Here is a 17,327-nt window from a genome sequence, read left to right as displayed (position 1 = left end):
AGCGCAACAATCCCGAGCGGGCCCGGCACGGCGTCCCCGGCAGCGCCGACTGGACCATGGCGCCCCCGCGGACCAACACCGGCGAGCCGATCGCCGCCGCCGTGGCGGTGGGCGCGGCCACCGACCTGATGGACCAGGGCTGGTTCTGCCCGGGCCTGGCGCACCCGGACGGCTCGGCCGCCTTCACACTGGGCTTCCGCGGCGGCCTCGTCGTGGACCAGAACGGTGCCCGCTACGCCAACGAGTCCCTGCCCTATGACCAGATGGGCCGTCAGATGGCCGCCCACCCGGCCCGCGTTCCGTCGTACGTCGTCTTCGACGCGACCTCGATGGGCCACCTGCCGGCGATCGCGATTCCCGAGGGCGACCCCGAGCACCACCTGGCCTCGGGCACCTGGCACCGCGCCGACTCCCTGGCCGCGTTGGCCGACGCGATCGGCGTGCCGCCCGACGCGCTGTCCGCCACGGTCGAGCGCTTCAACGGCTTCGCCGCGACCGGCGTCGACGAGGACTTCGGGCGCGGCAGCGACGAGTTCGACCGCTACTTCGCCGACCCGACCCTGGTCCCGGTCGAGCAGGGTCCGTTCTGGGCGGCACGACTGGTGCTCTCCGACCTCGGCACCAAGGGCGGGCTGGTCACCGACGCGGCCGCGCGCGTGCTGCGCGAGGACGGGTCGGTGATCCAGGGCCTGTACGCCGCAGGAAACACCTCGGCGTCGATGACCGGCGCGTTCTATCCCGGACCCGGCATCCCGCTGGCCACCGCGATGGTCTTCGCCAGCCTCGCGGTCAGGGACCTCGCCGGGTAGGCCCCCGGTGGGAGCGACACCGGTGGGAAGGAGACCGGTGAGTCACTCCGAGGAGGGCGGGAGCATCCGCTTGGAGGCCTCGTGGGCGCCGAGCACGAGCTTGCGGCGATCACTGCCGCTGCGGATCTCCACGGCCTTCTCGTTGCCCTCGGCGACCTGGATCGGGCCGTGGGTGAGCGCGGCCAGGGCCTGGCGGGCGACGTCGTCCGGCTCGGAGACGTGCATGCCGGGGATGTCGAAGTTGAGCCCGGCCCGGGCCATCGCCGGGGTGCGGGTGACCCCGAGCACGAACTCGACGACGTCGACGTCGTAGTCACGCATCTCCAGCCACAGGCCTTCGGCGAAGACCCGGCAGAAGGCCTTGACCGCGGCATAGATGCTGATTTGCGCCGACCCCAGGAAGCCGGCCAGCGAGCCGACCAGCAGGATGCCGCCACGGCGGCGCTCCTTCATCGGCGCACCGAACAGCTGCACGAGCGCCAGCTGGGCGGTGATGTTGAGGTCGATCACCTGGCCGAACCGGTCCAGGTCACCGCTGACGAACTCGTGGCCGTAGGTGTTGGCGCCGGCGTTGAACACCAGCAGCCCGACCTCGAGGCCCTCGGTCACCTCGGCGACTCGCTTCACGGCGTCGGCCTCGGTCAGGTCGACGGACAGGGTGCGCACGTCGACGCCCTTGGCCCGGACGGCTTCGGCGGTCTCCTCGAGAGGGCCGGCCTTGCGGGCCAGCAGGACGAGGTTGAGGCCCGCGTCCGCGAGCTGATGGGCGAAGGAGGCGCCGACGCCCTCCGATCCGCCGGCGATGACCGCCCAGGGGCCGTAGTTCTCTGGGGTGATCTGTGTGGTCGTCATGCGGGTGCGTGCTCGCCTTCCGGGTTCGTCTTGAGAGGTTCGTCGACCTGCACCTGCACGTCACCGCGGTTGACCGCGTTGACGACCGAGGCACGCAGGCTGGCGCAGCCGGCGAAGGCGGCACCGTTCGGGCCGGGCCGGGGCGAGGCCGCCCGGCGTTCGACACAGGTCTGGGCGGCCTCGTCCGACCACTGGAGCGAGGTCTGCTCCCAGCTGCTCTTGCGCACCAGGACCCGTGCCCCGCAGGCCTCGCAGCCCACGGGCTGCATGGGCCCGTCGGCCAGCCGGTTGTCGGGTCGGACGGCCATCAGACCTTCTGCTCCTGTGCGGCAGCCGCCTCACGGACCTTGATGTTCTCGGCGACCTCGGCCTTCCAGGCCTCGTTGGGCCGGGTGGTGTCGATCTCGAACTCGAAGCGTTCGGTCATCTCGGGGGTGACCTCCTCGACGTCGACGTAGAACTGCTCGTACCAACGACGCAGCTGGTAGACGGGGCCGTCCTCCTCGCACAACAGCGGGTTGTCCACGCGCGCCTTGTTCTTCCAGATGGTGACGTCCTGCTCGAAGCCGATCTTGATGAAGTCGCCCATCTTGCGCGCCATCGCGTCGGCCTCCTCGTCGGCCATGCCGGGCCGCTTCTCGACGATCACGCCGTACTGCAGCACGAAGGAGTTGGCGTCGATCGGGTAGTGGCAGTTGATCAGAACGCTCTTCACGTCCGTGTCCTCGTAGTGGTAGACGAGGTCGTCGATCATGAACGAGGGACCGTGGTACGCCGCCACGGAGCTGTTGCCGGTCGCCTTCGGAGCGCCACTGCCCTCGGACTGCGGACGGGCGACGTCCTCGCGGCCCTCCCCCTCCATGAACTGCGTCGCCACCGGACCCTCGAAGACGTTCTTGAAGTAGGTGGGGAACGAGTAGTGGATGTAGAAGAAGTGCGCCATGTCGACGATGTTGTCGACGATCTCGCGGCAGTTGGCGCCCTCGATGACCGTGGTGTACCAGGTCCAGTCGGTCCAGTTGTCGTCGGTCGCGCCGGCGATCCGCGGGATGGTGACATCGGCCGGCGGCGGGTTGCCCTGCGGGTCGTTCCACACGAAGAGCATGCCGTCCTGCACGAGCGTCGGCCAGGACGCCGTGCGCGCGCGCATCGGCACCCGGCGGGCGTAGGGGATGGCCTTGCACTTGCCGTCGCCGCCCCAGCGCCAGTCGTGGAAGGGGCAGGCGATCTCGTTGCCCTTGACCGTGCCCTGCGACAGGTCGCCACCCATGTGGCGGCAGTAGCCGTCGAGGACATTGACCTTTCCGTCATCCCCCGAGAAGACCACCAGCTTCTCGCCGAAGGCGTTCACCTGGTGCGGCTCGCCGTCCTGGAAGTCCTTGGCCAACCCGAGGCAGTGCCATCCCCGGGCGAACCGGGTGGGTGCCGCGTCTGCTTCGATCCGGCGAACCTCGTCCTCGACTGCAGTCATGTCTGTCTGTCTCCGTCCGTCCCTGGGGTGATGTGCCACTCACCGATCTCTCCTGCGAGTGTCGGCCCGTCAGGTGTGCGCGTGGACGGAAGTCCCACTCAACGGAAGAAGCCGCCGATCGCGTCCGCGAAGAGTCGCATCCTGTCCCCATGAGCCAAGACGTGCTGGACAACGTGCGGGACCTGCTCCCGGGTATCGCGGATCGTGCCGTGGCCACCGACGAGGCCCGGGTGGTGTCGAAGGAGACCATCACGGAGCTCACCGACTCCGGTCTGTTCCGGATGCTCCAGCCGAAGAAGTACGGCGGCCTCGAGGGTGACCCGCTCGCGTTCTACGAAGCGGTTCGGCTGATCTCGGGTTCGTGCGGCTCGACCGGCTGGGTGAGCTCGGTGATGGGCGTGCACCCGTGGCAGGTGGCGCTCTTCCCGAAGGCCTGCCAGGACGAGGTCTGGTCGGCCGGGCCCGACGTCCTGATGGCCTCGTCGTACGCCCCGGTCGGGCAGCTGAAGGGCGCCGACGGCGGGTTCCGGCTGAGCGGGCGCTGGAGCTTCTCCTCCGGCTGCAACCACGCCGACTGGCTGCTGCTGGGCGCCCTGGTGATCGGCCCGACCGGCAACCCGATCGACTTCATCACCACGCTCGTGCCACGGGCCGACGTCGAGGTCGTCGACGTGTGGGACACGATCGGCCTGCGCGGGACCGGCAGCAACGACGTGATCGTCGATGACGTCTTCGTCCCCGAGCACCGCTCCCTGCGCAACTTCGAGCACTCCCGGCTCAGTGGGCCCGGGCAGAAGGTCAACAAGGGCCCGCTGTATCGCCTTCCGTTCGGCGCCGTCTTCACCACCACCGTCACCGCGCCGGTGCTCGGGGCCGTCGCCGGCTGCCTCGAGTCGTACGTCGGTGAGATGGCCGAGCGCCTGCGCCTGAGCCTGGGCGGCGGCCGGTTCGCGGAGGACCAGTTCGCGCAGGTCGCCGTGGCCCGGGCCTCGTCGCTGGTCGACGCTGCTGTCTTGCAGATGGACCGCAACATCGGCGAGATGTACGCCGCTGCCTCGGCCGGTCGTGAGATCCCGATGGAGCTGCGCCTGCGCACCCGGCGCGACCAGGTGCTCGGCACCGAGCGCGCCCTGGAGGCGATCGACATCCTCTTCAAGACCGCCGGCGGCAGCTCGCTGCACTGGACCAGCGCGATCAGCCGGGCCTGGCGCGACGCGCACGCGGGCTCGGTGCACGTGGCCAACGACGTCGAGCGCACCCTCGCCCTCTACGGCAAGGGCGTCTTCGGCATCACCGTCGAGGACAACCTCATCTGACGGTCAGGCAGGGCCGGCGACGCGGAACCCGACGTTGGCCGCGGTCGAGGTGACCGTGTTCGAGGACCGGGCCGAGACCCGGTAGCGGTGGCAGTACGACGGATGGCACAGGTAGGAGCCTCCCCGCAGTGTGCGAGGCCCCTCCGGGTCCGCCGGGTCGAACACGTCGGCGCTCCACTCCCACACGTTGCCGACCATCTGCCACAGGCCGTGGCCGTTGGGAGCGAAGCTGCGGACCGGAGCGGTGAACAGGTGCCCGTCCTCGGCGGTGTTCCGCGTCGGGAACTCGCCCTGCCACACGTTGCACTGCCAGTCACCGGTCGCGGTGAGCACGTCGTCGCCCCATGGGTAGCGGCGCCCGGCCAGTCCCCCGCGGGCGGCGTACTCCCACTCGACCTCGGTCGGCAGCCGTCCGCCCGCCCAGGCGGCGTACGCCGTGGCGTCGCGCCAGGAGACGTGGACCACCGGGTGGTCGGCCAGCAGCTCCGCGTCGGACCAGGCGCCGTGCGGCGTGCGCCAGTGCGCACCCTGCACGGAGAGCCACCACGGTGTGCCGGGCACCGGGCCCAGCACCGCGTCGACGGGCCCGGAGTGGGCCGGGGCGAAGACCGCCGAGACTCCGAACAGCTCGGCGTCGGTGCGATGCCCGGTGGCGGCGACGAACGCGGCGAACTCGGCGTTGGTGACCGTCGTCGCGCCGAGCGAGAAGGCCTCGACGGGGACCTCCCGAACCGGGGTCTCGCGGTCGGCCGGGTAGCCCTCGTCGAACGCGTCGCCCATCGCGAAGACCCCTGCCGGCAGGTCGATGCGCTCGCCCGCCGCACGCGTGGCGTCGTACGGCGCCGGCCGGCTCGTCGGGCTCTGGGGAGGAGCCGGTGACTCGATCGGCTGCACCCGGTCCGGTTCCCGCCTCGGAGCGCAGCACGCTCGCTGCGGTCTCGCCTCCCCGGTCATCGCCTCACCCGTCCAGCTCGATGTCCACCCTGGCGATGGTGCCACCGGTGAACGGCCACGAGACCGGGTGGTCGCCGACCGGCGAGCCGGTGGTGGTGCCGATGTCGAAGGTCTCGTCGATGGAGAAGACCGCCGGTGGGGTCGCGCGGACCCGGCCTCGGGCGACCTCGGTGCCGTCGACCACGAGAGCCAGCTCGGCCCCGCGCCCCCGGCCACCGCCGTCGTAGCGGTGGATCACCTCGAGCTCGTGCCGCCCCGCCTCCAGCGTCTCGCCCGCGAGGTGCACCGAGTCGACCTCGAAGGTGCGGTAGGTCAGGTGCGGCGCGCCGGCGGCGTCCAGCCACAGGGACCAGCCGGCCGCGCGGCCGCCCATCGTCGCCACGACTCCACGCGCGGTGTCATCAACCGTGATCCCGGCGCGCAGGTGCCAGGAGCGGCCGACCATCCGCGGTGCCTGCCCCTCGGGGACCCCGACCACGCCGGGATGGAAGGTGAAGCTGGTGCGCCCCTCGCTGAGGTTGGGCATGCGGGTGCGCGAGACCCGGGCGTCCATCAGCGGCAGGATGCCCACCCGGGCCGCCTCGGCCTCGAACAGACCGACCATCTCGGCCAGGCGCTCGGGGTGCCGCTCGGCGAGGTCGACGGACTGGCTGAAGTCGCTCTCGAGGTCGTAGAGCTCCCACCGGTCCTCGGCGAAGTCCCGCGGGGTTCCGGGCCGGCCCACGGTCCAGGGAACGCCACCGTGGTGGGCGGAGGCGAGCCAGCCGCGGTGATAGATCGAGCGGTGCCCGTTGACCTCGAAGTACTGCGTGTCATGGCGTTCGGGTGCCGTCGCGTCGTCGAAGGAGTAGACCAGGCTGGTGCCGTCCATCGGCAGCTGAGCCACCCCGCCGACCTCCGCGGGCGCGGCCATGCCGGCCACCTCCAGCAGGGTCGGGGCGAGGTCGTTGACGTGGGCGAACTGCCGCCGCACCTCACCCGCACTGTCGATGCCGTCGGGCCAGGTCAGCACCATCGGGTTGCGGGTGCCGCCGAGGTGGGAGGCGACCTGCTTCATCCACTGGAACGGCGCGGTCATCGCCCAGGCCCAGCCGGCCGGGTACTGCGCGTAGCTGTCCGGGCCGCCGATGCGGTCGAGTCCGGCGAGCTGCGCCTCGAGCGACTCCTGCATCCCCTGCAGGGCGCCCATGTAGTTGATGCTGCCGGGCACCGCGCCCTCGGCGCTGCTGCCGTTGTCGCCCACGACGTAGCAGAACAAGGTGTTGTCGAAGTCGCCCGACTCCTTCAGCCCGTCGACGAGCCGGCCGATCTGGACGTCGGTGTGCTCGAGGAACCCGGCGTACACCTCCATCAGGCGGGTGGCCACTCTGCGCTCGTCGGCGGGGAGGTCGGCCCAGGCGGGGATCTCCTGGGGTCGCGGGGTCAGCCCGCTGCCCTGCGGGATCACGCCGGTCGCGAGCTGGCGGGCATGAGTGGCCTCGCGCATCTCGTCCCACCCGGCGTCGAACGCGCCGGCGTACTTCTCACTCCACGCCTGCGGCACGTGCAGCGGGGCGTGCGTCGCACCGGGCGCGAGGTAGAGGAAGAACGGCTGCTCCGGCTTCATCGACCGCTGCATCCGCACCCAGTCGAGCGATCGGTCGACCAGGTCCTCGGTGAGGTGGTAGCCGTCGCGGTCGGGCCGCTCGACAGGACGGGTCCCCTCGAACAGCGTCGGCTGGAACTGGTGCGTCTCCCCGCCGAGGAAGCCGTAGAAGGTGTCGAAGCCCTGACCGGTCGGCCACCGGTCGAACGGCCCGGCCTGGGACGACTCCCAGGTCGGGGCCAGGTGCCACTTGCCGATGCACGCCGTGCTGTAGCCGGCCTCGCGCAGCATCCCGGCCACCGGGGCCGTCTCCGGCTTCAGGACCCCGCAGTACGCCGGGTGGTCGAACGCCGAGTTGAGCACGGTGCCCACACCCGTGGCGTGCGCGTCACGCCCGGTGAGCAGGGAGGCCCGGGTGGGTGAGCAGATCGCGGTGGTGTGGAAGCGGTTGTAGCGCAGGCCCTGGTCGCTCAGGGCGTCGAGGGTGGGCGTCGCGACCGGGCCGCCGAAGGTGCCGGCCGCGCCGAAGCCGACGTCGTCGAGCAGCACCACCACGATGTTCGGTCGGGTGGCTGCACCGGCTGTCCCGGCTGCCCGGCTCATGCGCTCGTCGAGACGTCGCCGGACGCCTTGCGCGCCCGCTCGACCCACCTCTTGCCGACGCGCAGGTTGGTCTGGGCCATCAGTCCCACCTCGCTCGACGCCCGCTGCTCGAGGATCTCCTCGTACGCCGCCTGCCCGTCGGCATCGTCGGGGTCCGCGAGGAACGCCCACTCGGCCAGGTGGGTGGCCAGTCGCAGGTCGGTCTCGACCAGGGCGCGCGCCCGAGCGACCAGGGCCGGTACGCCGCCGGCCAGTGCCGCGATCTCCGCCGCCTGCTGCTCCTGGGTGGCGGGCAGCAGATGGGAGGGGTAGCCGTCCCACCATCCGCCGTAGCGACGGACCACGTTGCGCGCGACGAACTCCGGCCGGTCGTAGACGGGAGGCAGTCGCGGGTGGTCGGCGTACTCGGCCGGCACCTCGAGCGACTCGATGATGTGGTCGGGCAGCTCGCCCGCGTTGAGACCGCGCACCGCATGGTCGTTGATGTGACGAAGGTAGGCCGCCATCGTGGTCAGCTCGTCCTTGATCGCCTCGCGCCCGGTGACCAGCGTGCCGTGACCGGGGATGATCGCGTCGGGCTCGAGCGCGGCCATCGCCTCGGCGGCCTGCGCCCACTCGGTGGCCCAGCGCTGCACCTTCTTCGGGTTGCCGGCGTTCGGGAAGTAGCCGGTGACGAGGTCGCCGGCGGCGATCACACCCCGCTCGGGCGCCCAGACCCACACGGCGTCGTCGGTCTCACCCATGCCGTGGTGCAGCTCGAACCGCTCGCCGCCGATGGTCAGGTCCAGCCGGTCGCCGGAGAAGGTGCGGGTGGGCCAGTCGAAGTCGGCCTCCGACTCCCCCGCCCAGGCCGGTCCGTCGTGGTCGCCGGCCTGGCCGTTGATGTGAGCGTTGAGCCCGTGCGTGAGCATGTAGCGACGGAAGTGCCTGATCAGGTTCTCGTGGGCGATGATCTCCGGCCTCTCGCCGGCCTCGAGGAAGGCCCACGCGCCGAAGGCATGGTCGCTGTGGCCGTGCGTGTAGACGATCGTGTGCAGCGGCTTGTCGCTGATCGCCCGGACCGCCTTGACCAGGGCGGGTCCGTCGCCGGCGCAGCCGCAGTCGACGAGGAGCAGCCCCTCGTCGGTCTCGAAGAGGGCGACGTTGACCATGCCCGGCTGGATGTAGTGCGTGCGCGGGGCCGCCTCGATCACGATCGGGTCGAAGCCCGAGCCGTGCGCACGCGAGAACATGTTGCGTGCCTGGTCGACGCTGAACAGCCCGAAGGCGGCCTTCGCGGACTCGAGCTGGTCGGTGGCGAACTTCATGGCCGCTCCTGGGTGCTGGGTGGGATGGGAGACCACCCATTTAAGACACATGTCTTAGACTGCCGGGCATGGCTTCCACTGAGCGGGACCGCATCGACGCGAGGCGACGCATGATCGAGGTCGCCGAGCGACTCTTCGCCGAGCGCGGCATCGCCTCGGTCGCGATGCGCGTGGTCGCCACCGAGTCCGGGCAGCGCAACCACTCGGCGGTGCAGTACCACTTCGGCTCGCGCGACGGCCTGGTCGCCGCGATCATCGCCGAGCGGTCCCGGCCCATCGACGTACGACGGGTGGAGCTGGTCGCCGATCTCCCGGCGGGCCGATCGCCTACTGCCGCGGACGTCGTACGCGTCTTCGCCCTGCCGCTGGCCGAGGCGGCCGACGACCACGGGCACTACCTGCGCTTCCTGGCCAACGCCACCGCGGAGCCGGACCTCGACCTCGAGCACGGCCACCCGCACGACCAGCCCGGCCTGGCCTGGGTGCACCGCGAGGTGACCCGGCTGCTGCGCGGTGCGGCCCCCGTCGTCGTACGCCGGCGCTCGCGGTGGTTGGCGACCACGACCCTGCGGTTGCTCGCCGATCACGAACGGACGCTGACCACCTCACGAGACCGTGCGTCCGTGGAGGAGGTCGTCGACGACCTGGTCACGATGCTCGCGCCGCTGCTGCGGGCCTGACCCCGTCTGGTGACCGTGGCCGCGATCAGCTCTGGGCCGTGGCGCCGGACCGGGTCGGGAAGGTCGAGGGCCGGAGCCGCGACAGTGCCGCCAGCTCGCTGGCCGTGCACCGTTGGCTGCGGGTGAAGTCCCCGGCGTAGTACCCGTTGTGACGGCGAACGGGTCCCCGGTAGGTGCCGCTGTCTTCCTCGATCGTGAACATCTCACTCATCTCCTCGGGAACCTGTCGTGCTTCTCATCAGTGCCACGAACGGCACCGGTCGAATCCGACAGGCCGGCCGACGAATCCAGCAGCAAATCCTGGAGGAGTTCGGGAGGGAGTCGTCAGGGATGAGCACGGGACGTATGGGTGAGCTCACCGATGCGATCGGCGCCAGCCGCCAGTGAGGGTGGAGGGCATGGCCCGACGAATCCTTGCTGCCCTGACCACCGTCGTCGTTCTCGGTGTGGCGCACTCGCCTGCTGCACACGCGGCGAACCACCATCGTCTGCCCCCGCCCGACGACTCCGCCCTCTCGGCGAGCATCACCGGCCTGCCGGACGAGGCGGTGACCAGCGCCCAGCTGCGGGTGACCGGACGTGACGGCAGGTGGTCCGGCCGAGCCGGCGTACGCGACGTGCGGACCGGCCGCGCAGTCCCGCCGAGCGCGGGTTTCCGGATCGGCAGCGCGACGAAGGTGTTCACCGCCGCGATCGTGGTGCAGCTGGTGGCTGAGGGGCGGCTCCGGCTCAGTGACCCCGTGCAGCGGTGGCTGCCCGGGGTGCTGCCGGCGTCGTACCCGACCGTGACCGTCCGGCAGCTGCTCGACCACACCAGTGGCCTGCCCATGTCGAGCGAGGACGCCGGCCACGAGGACCCGGCCTGGGTCGTGCGTCACCGGTTCGACTGGCACACGCCACGCGCGGTGGTGCGCTCCGCGACCCGGCACCCGATGTCGTCCCGACCCGGGACCCAGCAGCAGTACAACGGGGTGAACTACTTCCTCGCCGGCATGATCATCGAACGGGTGACCGGTCACGCGTACGCCCATGAGCTGCGGGCCCGACTGCTCGAGCCGCTCCACCTGAAGGGCTCGTACCTGCCCGAGCGTGGAGAGGTGCGGCTGCGCGGCCGGCACACGCACGGCTACGTCCGGGTCGACGGCGCCCTGGTCGACGTCACGGCGCAGAGTGCCTACGCCTGGGCCGAGGGCGGCATGGTGTCGACGACCCGCGACCTGGCCCGCTTCCTGCGACGACTCCTGGCCGGGGAGGTGGTCTCGCAGCGCTGGCTCGACGAGATGCTCGAGGTTCCGGACCTGCCGTACGCCGGCGGCGGCCCGGCCCGGTTCGGCATCGGCCTGGAGCGCACCGAGCTGCCCGGAGGGGTCGTCGTGTGGGGCAAGAGCGGGAGCGTGCCCGGCTTCCGCACGCTCGCCGTCGCCACCGAGGATCGTGGCCGAGCCGTCGCGCTCTCCCTGACCACCACCGGCAACGGCGACGGCAGCGAGGGCCCGCGCCTGATGCGGATGGCTCTCGCGGCCTTCCGGACCGCCGGTTGAGCGCGCACCGAGAACGCGGTGACACCGGACGGTCTTCGTCCGCAATCGGTGCGAGGCTGCCGCAATGATCACGACGACCGAGGCTTCGCTCTCGTGGGCGCAGGCCCTCTCCTGGCGGCTGGAGCGGCAGTTTCTCGACCCCGTCGGCGACGCATCGGTCGCCGAGGTCGTCCACCGGCTCGGCGCGGTGCTCTCGATGGACGAGGCGCTGGCCGAAGTGGCGGTCCGGACCCGCAGTGCGTCATCACGCCCCGGCGACTTCACGACCGCCCTGGCCGAGGGCGAGGTGATCAAGGCGTTCGCGTTCCGTGGGTCGATGCACTACCTCTCACCCGAGGAGGGCGGTGTCTACCTGGCGGTGAGGTCGGCCGGCCGACAGTGGGAGCTGCCGAGCTGGGTGGAGTTCTATCGGCTCACGCCCGAGGACTGGCCCGACTTCAGGGCCGCCGTCCGCGAGGCACTGAGCGACGGACCGTTGACCATCGCCGAGCTCGGCCGTGCGCTGACCGCCCAGCGCGCGTACCGGCACCTGGAGCCGGTCTTCGACGAGGGCGCGGGCACGCTGATCAAACCGTTGACCTGGCAGGGGGACATGAGCTTCGGTCCGCCACGCGAGGGCCGGCACACCTTCCAACGGCTCGACACCAATCCGAGGTGGCAGGGCATCCCTGACCTCGACGACGCCGGGCCGCGCGCCGTCACGGCGTACTTCCGGACCTATGGGCCGGCCCCGCTCGAGAACCTGCACCACTGGCTCGGCGCCGGGCTGAGCGCCGGCCGCAGACGACTGGACCGCTGGTTCTCCGAGCTCGGGGACCAGTTGGTCGCGGTCGACGTCGAGGGCACGACGGCGTACGTCGTTCGCGAGGACGTGGAGTCCCTGGAGTCCCAGCGCCCGTCGGACGTGGTGCGGTTCCTCCCCGGGCACGACCAGTGGGTGATGGGCCCGGGCACCAAGGACGCCCACGTCACTCCGACCCCACTGCGAGACCTCATCACCCGCAAGGCCAACCCGGTGATCCTCGGCGGAGTCGTCTGCGGAACGTGGTCGCGTCGCGGTGACGAGGTCACGGTGACCTGGCTCGACGAACGACCCCGCCCTGACCGGGCCATCGATCACGAGTGCCGCCGCCTGGCCGGCCTGCTCGACCGCGACCTCCGTCTGAGCTTCTGAGCTTCTGAGAACAATTCGGTGAACGATGTCGAGAATCATCGATCGGCTCCGACCCAGGGGTGGAAGGACCACCCACGAGTGCAGGAGGATCAATCCCATGGCACGCATCAAGCGCTTCGACCACGTCGGCATCACGGTCTCGGACATCGACACGGCGGCCGAGTTCTTCGTCGGCCTCGGCCTCGAGATCGAGGGCCGCACCTTCGTCGAGGGCGAGTTCCTCGAGACGGTGTGCGCCGTCCCCGACTCCCGCACCGAGGTGGTGATGCTCAAGTCCCCCGACGGCATCCGGCTCGAGCTGGCGCGTTTCGTCCGACCCGACCACCAGCCGGGGTCACCGAACGCGATGGCCACCGAGGTGGGGCTGCGCAACGTCAGCTTCGAGGTCGACGACCTGCACGCCGCCGTCGACGAGCTGGCCGCAAAGGGATACGGGCTGGTCGGCGGCATCGGCGAGCACGAGAACGTCGTACGGATGGCCTACGTGCGCGGCCCGGAGGGGATCGTCGTGTCCCTCTTCGAGTACTTCGGCTGACTGCTGGCACGCCGCCACCCGCGGCTCAGCGACGCTGGGCGGTCAGGGCCTGCGCCGGGTGACCACGAGCCGGGCGCCGTGCTTGGGGACGTTGGTGATGTTGCGGACCTTGGCCACGTCGGCACCCTGAGCGCGGAGGTCGTGGCGGGTGAGCACCTCGCGCAGCACCGTCACCCCCTCCATCAGGGAGAAGCCGGCGCCGATGCAGCGTCGGACGCCGCCACCGAACGGGATCCAGGTGTTGGCCTCGACCTTGCCCTCGAGGAAGCGCTCCGGTCGGAAGACCTGCGGGTCCGCGAAGTTCTCGCTGTGGGACAGCTCGATCGATGCGGCCACCGCGGCACCGGCCGGCAGTGACACTCCCCCGACCACGGCCGGCTTCATCAGCAGCCGCGAGACGATCGGGATCACCGGGTGTCGGCGCATCGACTCCTTCAGCACGGCTTCGAGGTAGGCGCCGTCGCCCGAGTCGGCTGCGGCCTGGGCCCTGCGGAGAAGCTGCCGCGAACGGCCGAGCTCGTAGAGCGACCAGGCCAGGGCGGTGGCCGTGGTCTCGTGGCCGGCCAGCAACAGCGTGACCAGCTGGTCGCGCAGCTCGGCGTCGGTCAACGGGTTCTCGCCCTCGTGGTCACCGACCTGCAGCAGCTGGGAGAGGACGTCGGTGCGCGCGGCGAGGTCGCCGACCTGTCGGCGTTCGGCGATCTCGGCGTAGAGCACCCGGTCGAGCTCACGCTGGTTCCGGTGGAACGCCTTCCACCTCCCGATCTTCTCCAGCTGTGGGTAGCTCGCCCCAACGAGGACAAGTGGGTTCACGGTGACCACGTTGTCGATCAGCGGCTGCAGCTCGGCGACCCGGCGCTCGTCGGTGACGCCGAAGACGACGCGGATGATGACGGCCAGGGTCAGCGCGTTCATCCGTTCGAGCGAGGCGAAGGTCGAGCCGACCGGCCAGGCGTCGACCTGCTCCTTCGCGATCTGGGCGATCAGCTCCTCGTAGCCGGTGAGCGCGCGGGCGCTGAACGCCGGCATCAGCAGTTTGCGGGCGCGCTTGTGTTGCGACGCGTCGAGCAGGAGCACCGAGTGCTCGCCCATGATCGGGCCGAGGATGGCGTTCCCCTTGCCGGCATGGAAGCTCTCCGGGTCACCGGCGAAGATGTCCCTGATCTGGTCGGGCCTGCTGTAGACGACGAGCGGGCGCCCGTCCGGGAGCAGCCGGATCGTGAAGACGTCGCCGTAGCGCCGACGCAGTCGCGGGAGGAACGAACCACGGAACCGCATGAACGCGAGCGTCTGCAGGACGGAGGGCACGCGCGGCCCGGGCGGGAGCTCCTGCGTCGGCAGGGGCGGCCAGCCATCGATGTAGGCCGGGGTCTTCGGCTCCGCTGAGGTGGTCATGCGATCGAGTCTCGCCGCGGCACCGGACGTCGACAACCTCCCCAGGTAGGAGTTTCATGGTCCCCGCAGGTCGTGGCGCGCCCGGTCTCGGCGAGAGTTCTAGCGCTGGATCCGCGGTTGGAGCGGTACAGCAACGTCTGGACAATGCGGCGGCTCCTCACTGCGGGGTTGCCCGGTGCAGCCAATCACCCTTACGTGAGCCGAGGCCCCTCAGGCACCGTCTTCGGTCAGGGTCGTGGTCGGCAGCCAGTCGGCACCGAGGAGGGTGGCGAGGTCGGCGAGGCCGGTGGTGTCGCCTCCCACCGTGTCGGAGGCTGCGGCGATCCGCTCCACCATCACCTTGCCGACCTGCTCCTCGACGGTGCCCTCGGCGTACGCGATGTGCCACGGCGAGACCTGGTGGTCACGGTGGGTGCGGCCGGTCACCTGTCGTGCGGCGATGCCCGAGAAGCGGGCCTGGTGGAAGACGCCGACGCGCGGCTCGGTGCTCGCCTGGCGGCCGTCTGGGAGGGTCTCGCCAGTGTGCAGGCTGATCGAGGCGACCGTGGTGAAGACGCAGACCTTTGCCTGTCCGGTCTGGAACCTGAGCCGCTCGGCCTCGGGGTCGAACCGGTTGCGGCCATAGATCGTGGCGACTTCGATGCCGGAGTCACGCAGTCGATCGGCGATCGGGTCGGCGGCGGTCACGACGAACTCGACCGAGCACGCCACTTGTCGCTCGGCCTGGACCTGCTGGGCGATCCAGGCGACCGTCGAGTCGACGCGAATGAGCCCGGCCTTCTGCCGGAAGCGCAGCAGCGCGGCCCGGCCTTTCGCGACATTGCGGCCCCGCCGAGCGATGTCCATCTCACGACAGAACTCTCCCCACTCGGCCTCGTACGCCGTCCGCTCCGCCGGCGTAAGAGCCACCGGCATGCCGGAGATCGGCACCGGACCCCACGGCGCAGCGCGGTGCAGCATCGCCGGGGGACGTTCCTCGGCCAGCCAGCCGCGCACCATTTTGAGGTCCGCAGTGCGCCGCGCCGGATCGGTGGTCCACGTCGCACCGTAGCGTCCTTGCTCCACTCCCACGCCGTGGCGTTCGAGGGCGGTCGCGAACGTGGCACCGGGTTGCGTGGCCGATGCCCAGTCCTTCATGGGCTCGCCGAGCACCTGCGCATAGGCCGGAGCGAGATACGGCAGCTCGAGTGGCGTGTGTCCGGGCGTCGCCGTTGTTGCGACGACGAACGGCGCCTTGTCGTGCGGCTTCCCGTGTCCCGAGATCCGCGCCCAGAGCTTCCACCGCTTCGTCGTCGTACGACGCAGGGCGTGGGCCTCGTCGGCAATGATCACCTCCCACGTGTGGTCCTTGACCTTCTCGAGTCGATCCCACGTGATCACGACCCATTCGAGACCGCCGTGACCCAGCGCCATGATCGTGCGGCACCAGTGACCGATCGTGATCGCGGCAGGTCGATCGGCGATGACGAGCACACGTCGCGCACCGCGCAGGTCACTCACCGCGGTTGCCCCGAGGACCGCGGAGATCGTCTTGCCCACACCGGGTTCGTCAGCCAGCAGGAACTGCCGTCCGCCTGCGGCAGCATGCGCTGCGATCGCATCGGCCGCCTCGTACTGGATCATCCGGGGTTCGAGTGCCTCGGTCGGCTCGGGGCTGGGCGTCGGGCTGTCGGGGTTGAGGGTGTTCTCGATGAACCGACCGAGCGTGTACGGACCCGGAGCGTAGGGCGCGAGGTGCGCGGGCACAGCACGCCCGACGTACAGATGGGCCTTGACTGTCGGGTGCCACACGGCACCGTCGACCTGAGTCCCGTACGGGACGTCAAGCACCCACAGTCGCTCGCCCGGACCGGCGACCGGCAAAGGCCGCTGTGACTGTCGCGTCCCGCCCCGGCGCGGGGACGAGCTGCGCCGACGAGAACTGGATCGGCGAGAACTGGCCACCCCCGGACCCTAGCGGGGCCACCCCCACGCACCGAGTCGGCTCGCCCACGTCCGCGGCGCCCAGTGCAGACGCCGACTTGGGCGGCATCCAGCGCCCCATTGGCGCCGGTATGACGTGGATGGCTCGATCGACCACGAGGGTATAGATGTTGGCGTAGTCCACCCCTTGCTGACGTGCCGCGCCGTCGTTCAACGATCTGTTACGAAGCCTGACCGTCTGCTTCTTGTCTCGCCGCGTGGACGGCACGCTTCCGCACCAACTTTCGCGCCTTGGCATGGGAACGGGCTGGGCGACTGGTGTTGATCACGCCCAGGACGAGTACGGGCAGCGGGATAGCCGCTAGTTGCCACGCGCCACCCTCGTGCCGTGCTGCCCAAGCAACGAATGCCGCGACTAGGGCTGACATCAGGGGTAGCCACCACGCGCGGACGTGGGTGAATCGGATCCGGTCCCCGACCTTGTCCGGGTCGTCATCCTCAAGCCACGCGTCAAACGTTACCCACATGCCGATCAACACCGAGAGGCCGGCAACAATGGGGGCGGTGCACTCCCATCGCCAGGTGCCCGCGACAGCCGTCGCGAAACCGACCGGCGCAAGTATGGACAGCGGGGTCCGACGCCTCTGCCAATACAGGACACGATTGCGTTCGAACTTCGGGTCGGACTGCTTGATCCCGGCCTTCTGCATACGCCGGCGGAACTCAACTGCGTATGCAGCGTCATAGGCCTTCTCTGCCGATCGAATGTCGTGCACAGCACGCGCATACACCTGGAGCGCGGCGTGGATCGACACAATCGTCACGAGTACGAATAGAGGTAGTTCGTCGGAGAGGTCGATGTCGCCGCTGCCGTGTAGTGACGTGAGAAGCCGAAGGAAGATGGCAATACCGAGGAACAGGAGGGCGCAAACGAACAGCCATGCCGCTTCGTAGGAATGTCGGTACTTTGCGCTCGTCCGCTCCGCGAGGTTGTGGGATTCTTTTATGAAGTCCTCAGTCATCTGATCCTCCAAGTCTTGGAGGGAACGCCCCGCCGTGTCGTCACTTAGAGCCCACATGGCCGACCACTCGCGCGTCGTTCGCGCTGCTATGTAGGAGTAAAACAGCCGTGATCCACGCAGGGGGTCGCGCGTGTACTTGGGTAGCCTGACGGGGACGCTC

General features: G+C 70.2%; 16 protein-coding genes. 6 read left to right on the top strand and 10 right to left on the bottom strand.

What is annotated here, in order from left to right; genetic code table 11:
* Positions 1 to 809 (top strand): FAD-binding protein (locus tag NJ4_RS24010; protein WP_157551332.1); only part of this gene is annotated, 809 nt, incomplete at its 5' end.
* A 42-nt stretch (positions 810 to 851) separates the two neighbouring features.
* On the opposite strand, the gene NJ4_RS24005 is transcribed toward NJ4_RS24010, so the two are convergent.
* From NJ4_RS24005 to NJ4_RS23995, 3 genes are read right to left on the bottom strand one after another with little or no spacing between them, the layout of a single operon-like run.
* Positions 852 to 1,661 carry an SDR family NAD(P)-dependent oxidoreductase gene (locus NJ4_RS24005; RefSeq protein WP_067441706.1) on the bottom strand — a complete coding sequence of 270 codons (810 nt, stop codon included), beginning with the start codon at positions 1,659 to 1,661 and terminating at the stop codon, positions 852 to 854.
* Complete coding sequence (locus tag NJ4_RS24000) at positions 1,658 to 1,969, bottom strand: hypothetical protein (RefSeq protein WP_067441704.1); 312 nt, start codon at positions 1,967 to 1,969, stop codon at positions 1,658 to 1,660. Before NJ4_RS24000 ends, NJ4_RS24005 begins: the two co-directional genes overlap by 4 nt.
* Positions 1,969 to 3,132 carry a Rieske 2Fe-2S domain-containing protein gene (locus NJ4_RS23995; protein ID WP_067441701.1) on the bottom strand — a complete coding sequence of 388 codons (1,164 nt, stop codon included), beginning with the start codon at positions 3,130 to 3,132 and terminating at the stop codon, positions 1,969 to 1,971. Before NJ4_RS23995 ends, NJ4_RS24000 begins: the two co-directional genes overlap by 1 nt.
* A gap of 149 nt (positions 3,133 to 3,281) precedes the next feature.
* Here NJ4_RS23995 and hsaA point away from each other — a divergent pair, with 149 nt between their 5' ends.
* Positions 3,282 to 4,448: a 3-hydroxy-9,10-secoandrosta-1,3,5(10)-triene-9,17-dione monooxygenase oxygenase subunit gene (hsaA, locus tag NJ4_RS23990; RefSeq protein ID WP_067441699.1), complete on the top strand. Its 1,167-nt coding sequence runs from the start codon at positions 3,282 to 3,284 to the stop codon at positions 4,446 to 4,448.
* Between the two features lie 3 nt (positions 4,449 to 4,451).
* Here the strand turns inward: hsaA and NJ4_RS23985 are convergent, their stop codons facing one another.
* From NJ4_RS23985 to NJ4_RS23975, 3 genes are read right to left on the bottom strand one after another with little or no spacing between them, the layout of a single operon-like run.
* The gene (locus NJ4_RS23985) at positions 4,452 to 5,402 is read right to left on the bottom strand and encodes a formylglycine-generating enzyme family protein (protein ID WP_082749108.1); all 951 of its coding nucleotides are present in this window, start codon (positions 5,400 to 5,402) and stop codon (positions 4,452 to 4,454) included.
* A gap of 4 nt (positions 5,403 to 5,406) precedes the next feature.
* Positions 5,407 to 7,590, bottom strand: a complete 2,184-nt coding sequence (locus NJ4_RS23980; protein WP_157551331.1) for an arylsulfatase — start codon at positions 7,588 to 7,590, stop codon at positions 5,407 to 5,409.
* Positions 7,587 to 8,897 carry an MBL fold metallo-hydrolase gene (locus tag NJ4_RS23975; RefSeq protein ID WP_067441693.1) on the bottom strand — a complete coding sequence of 437 codons (1,311 nt, stop codon included), beginning with the start codon at positions 8,895 to 8,897 and terminating at the stop codon, positions 7,587 to 7,589. Before NJ4_RS23975 ends, NJ4_RS23980 begins: the two co-directional genes overlap by 4 nt.
* 68 nt (positions 8,898 to 8,965) lie before the next feature.
* Here NJ4_RS23975 and NJ4_RS23970 point away from each other — a divergent pair, with 68 nt between their 5' ends.
* Entirely contained in the window at positions 8,966 to 9,577 is a 612-nt protein-coding gene (locus tag NJ4_RS23970; protein ID WP_082749106.1) for a TetR/AcrR family transcriptional regulator, read from the top strand.
* A gap of 25 nt (positions 9,578 to 9,602) precedes the next feature.
* On the opposite strand, the gene NJ4_RS23965 is transcribed toward NJ4_RS23970, so the two are convergent.
* Positions 9,603 to 9,788, bottom strand: coding sequence for a hypothetical protein (locus NJ4_RS23965; RefSeq protein ID WP_067441687.1), 186 nt, complete (start codon positions 9,786 to 9,788; stop codon positions 9,603 to 9,605).
* 187 nt (positions 9,789 to 9,975) lie between these two features.
* On the opposite strand from NJ4_RS23965, the gene NJ4_RS23960 reads away from it, so the two are divergent.
* From NJ4_RS23960 to NJ4_RS23950, 3 genes are all read left to right on the top strand, one after another.
* Entirely contained in the window at positions 9,976 to 11,118 is a 1,143-nt protein-coding gene (locus NJ4_RS23960) for a serine hydrolase domain-containing protein (protein WP_067441684.1), read from the top strand.
* 64 nt (positions 11,119 to 11,182) lie between these two features.
* Complete coding sequence (locus NJ4_RS23955) at positions 11,183 to 12,292, top strand: DNA glycosylase AlkZ-like family protein (RefSeq protein WP_067441681.1); 1,110 nt, start codon at positions 11,183 to 11,185, stop codon at positions 12,290 to 12,292.
* 97 nt (positions 12,293 to 12,389) lie between these two features.
* Positions 12,390 to 12,827 (top strand): VOC family protein, encoded by a 438-nt coding sequence (locus tag NJ4_RS23950; protein WP_067441678.1) that lies wholly within the window; start codon positions 12,390 to 12,392, stop codon positions 12,825 to 12,827.
* A gap of 42 nt (positions 12,828 to 12,869) precedes the next feature.
* Here NJ4_RS23950 and NJ4_RS23945 read toward each other — a convergent pair whose 3' ends face one another.
* The 3 genes from NJ4_RS23945 to NJ4_RS23935 all read right to left on the bottom strand — a co-directional run.
* Positions 12,870 to 14,222 (bottom strand): cytochrome P450, encoded by a 1,353-nt coding sequence (locus tag NJ4_RS23945; RefSeq protein ID WP_082749105.1) that lies wholly within the window; start codon positions 14,220 to 14,222, stop codon positions 12,870 to 12,872.
* Positions 14,223 to 14,432: 210 nt separating this feature from the next.
* Positions 14,433 to 16,052 carry a DEAD/DEAH box helicase gene (locus tag NJ4_RS23940; RefSeq protein WP_217996982.1) on the bottom strand — a complete coding sequence of 540 codons (1,620 nt, stop codon included), beginning with the start codon at positions 16,050 to 16,052 and terminating at the stop codon, positions 14,433 to 14,435.
* Positions 16,053 to 16,366: 314 nt separating this feature from the next.
* Positions 16,367 to 17,327, bottom strand: a 961-nt coding sequence (locus NJ4_RS23935; RefSeq protein ID WP_217996981.1) for a hypothetical protein, incomplete at its 5' end; no start/stop codon positions are given.

This window comes from Nocardioides jensenii JCM 1364 = NBRC 14755 (assembly GCF_001552535.1).
In the GTDB taxonomy this organism is placed as follows: Bacteria; Actinomycetota; Actinomycetes; order Propionibacteriales; family Nocardioidaceae; genus Nocardioides; species Nocardioides jensenii.
The sequence above is the reverse complement of the archived record's forward strand: the minus strand, read 5'-3'. Positions and strand labels throughout refer to the sequence as shown.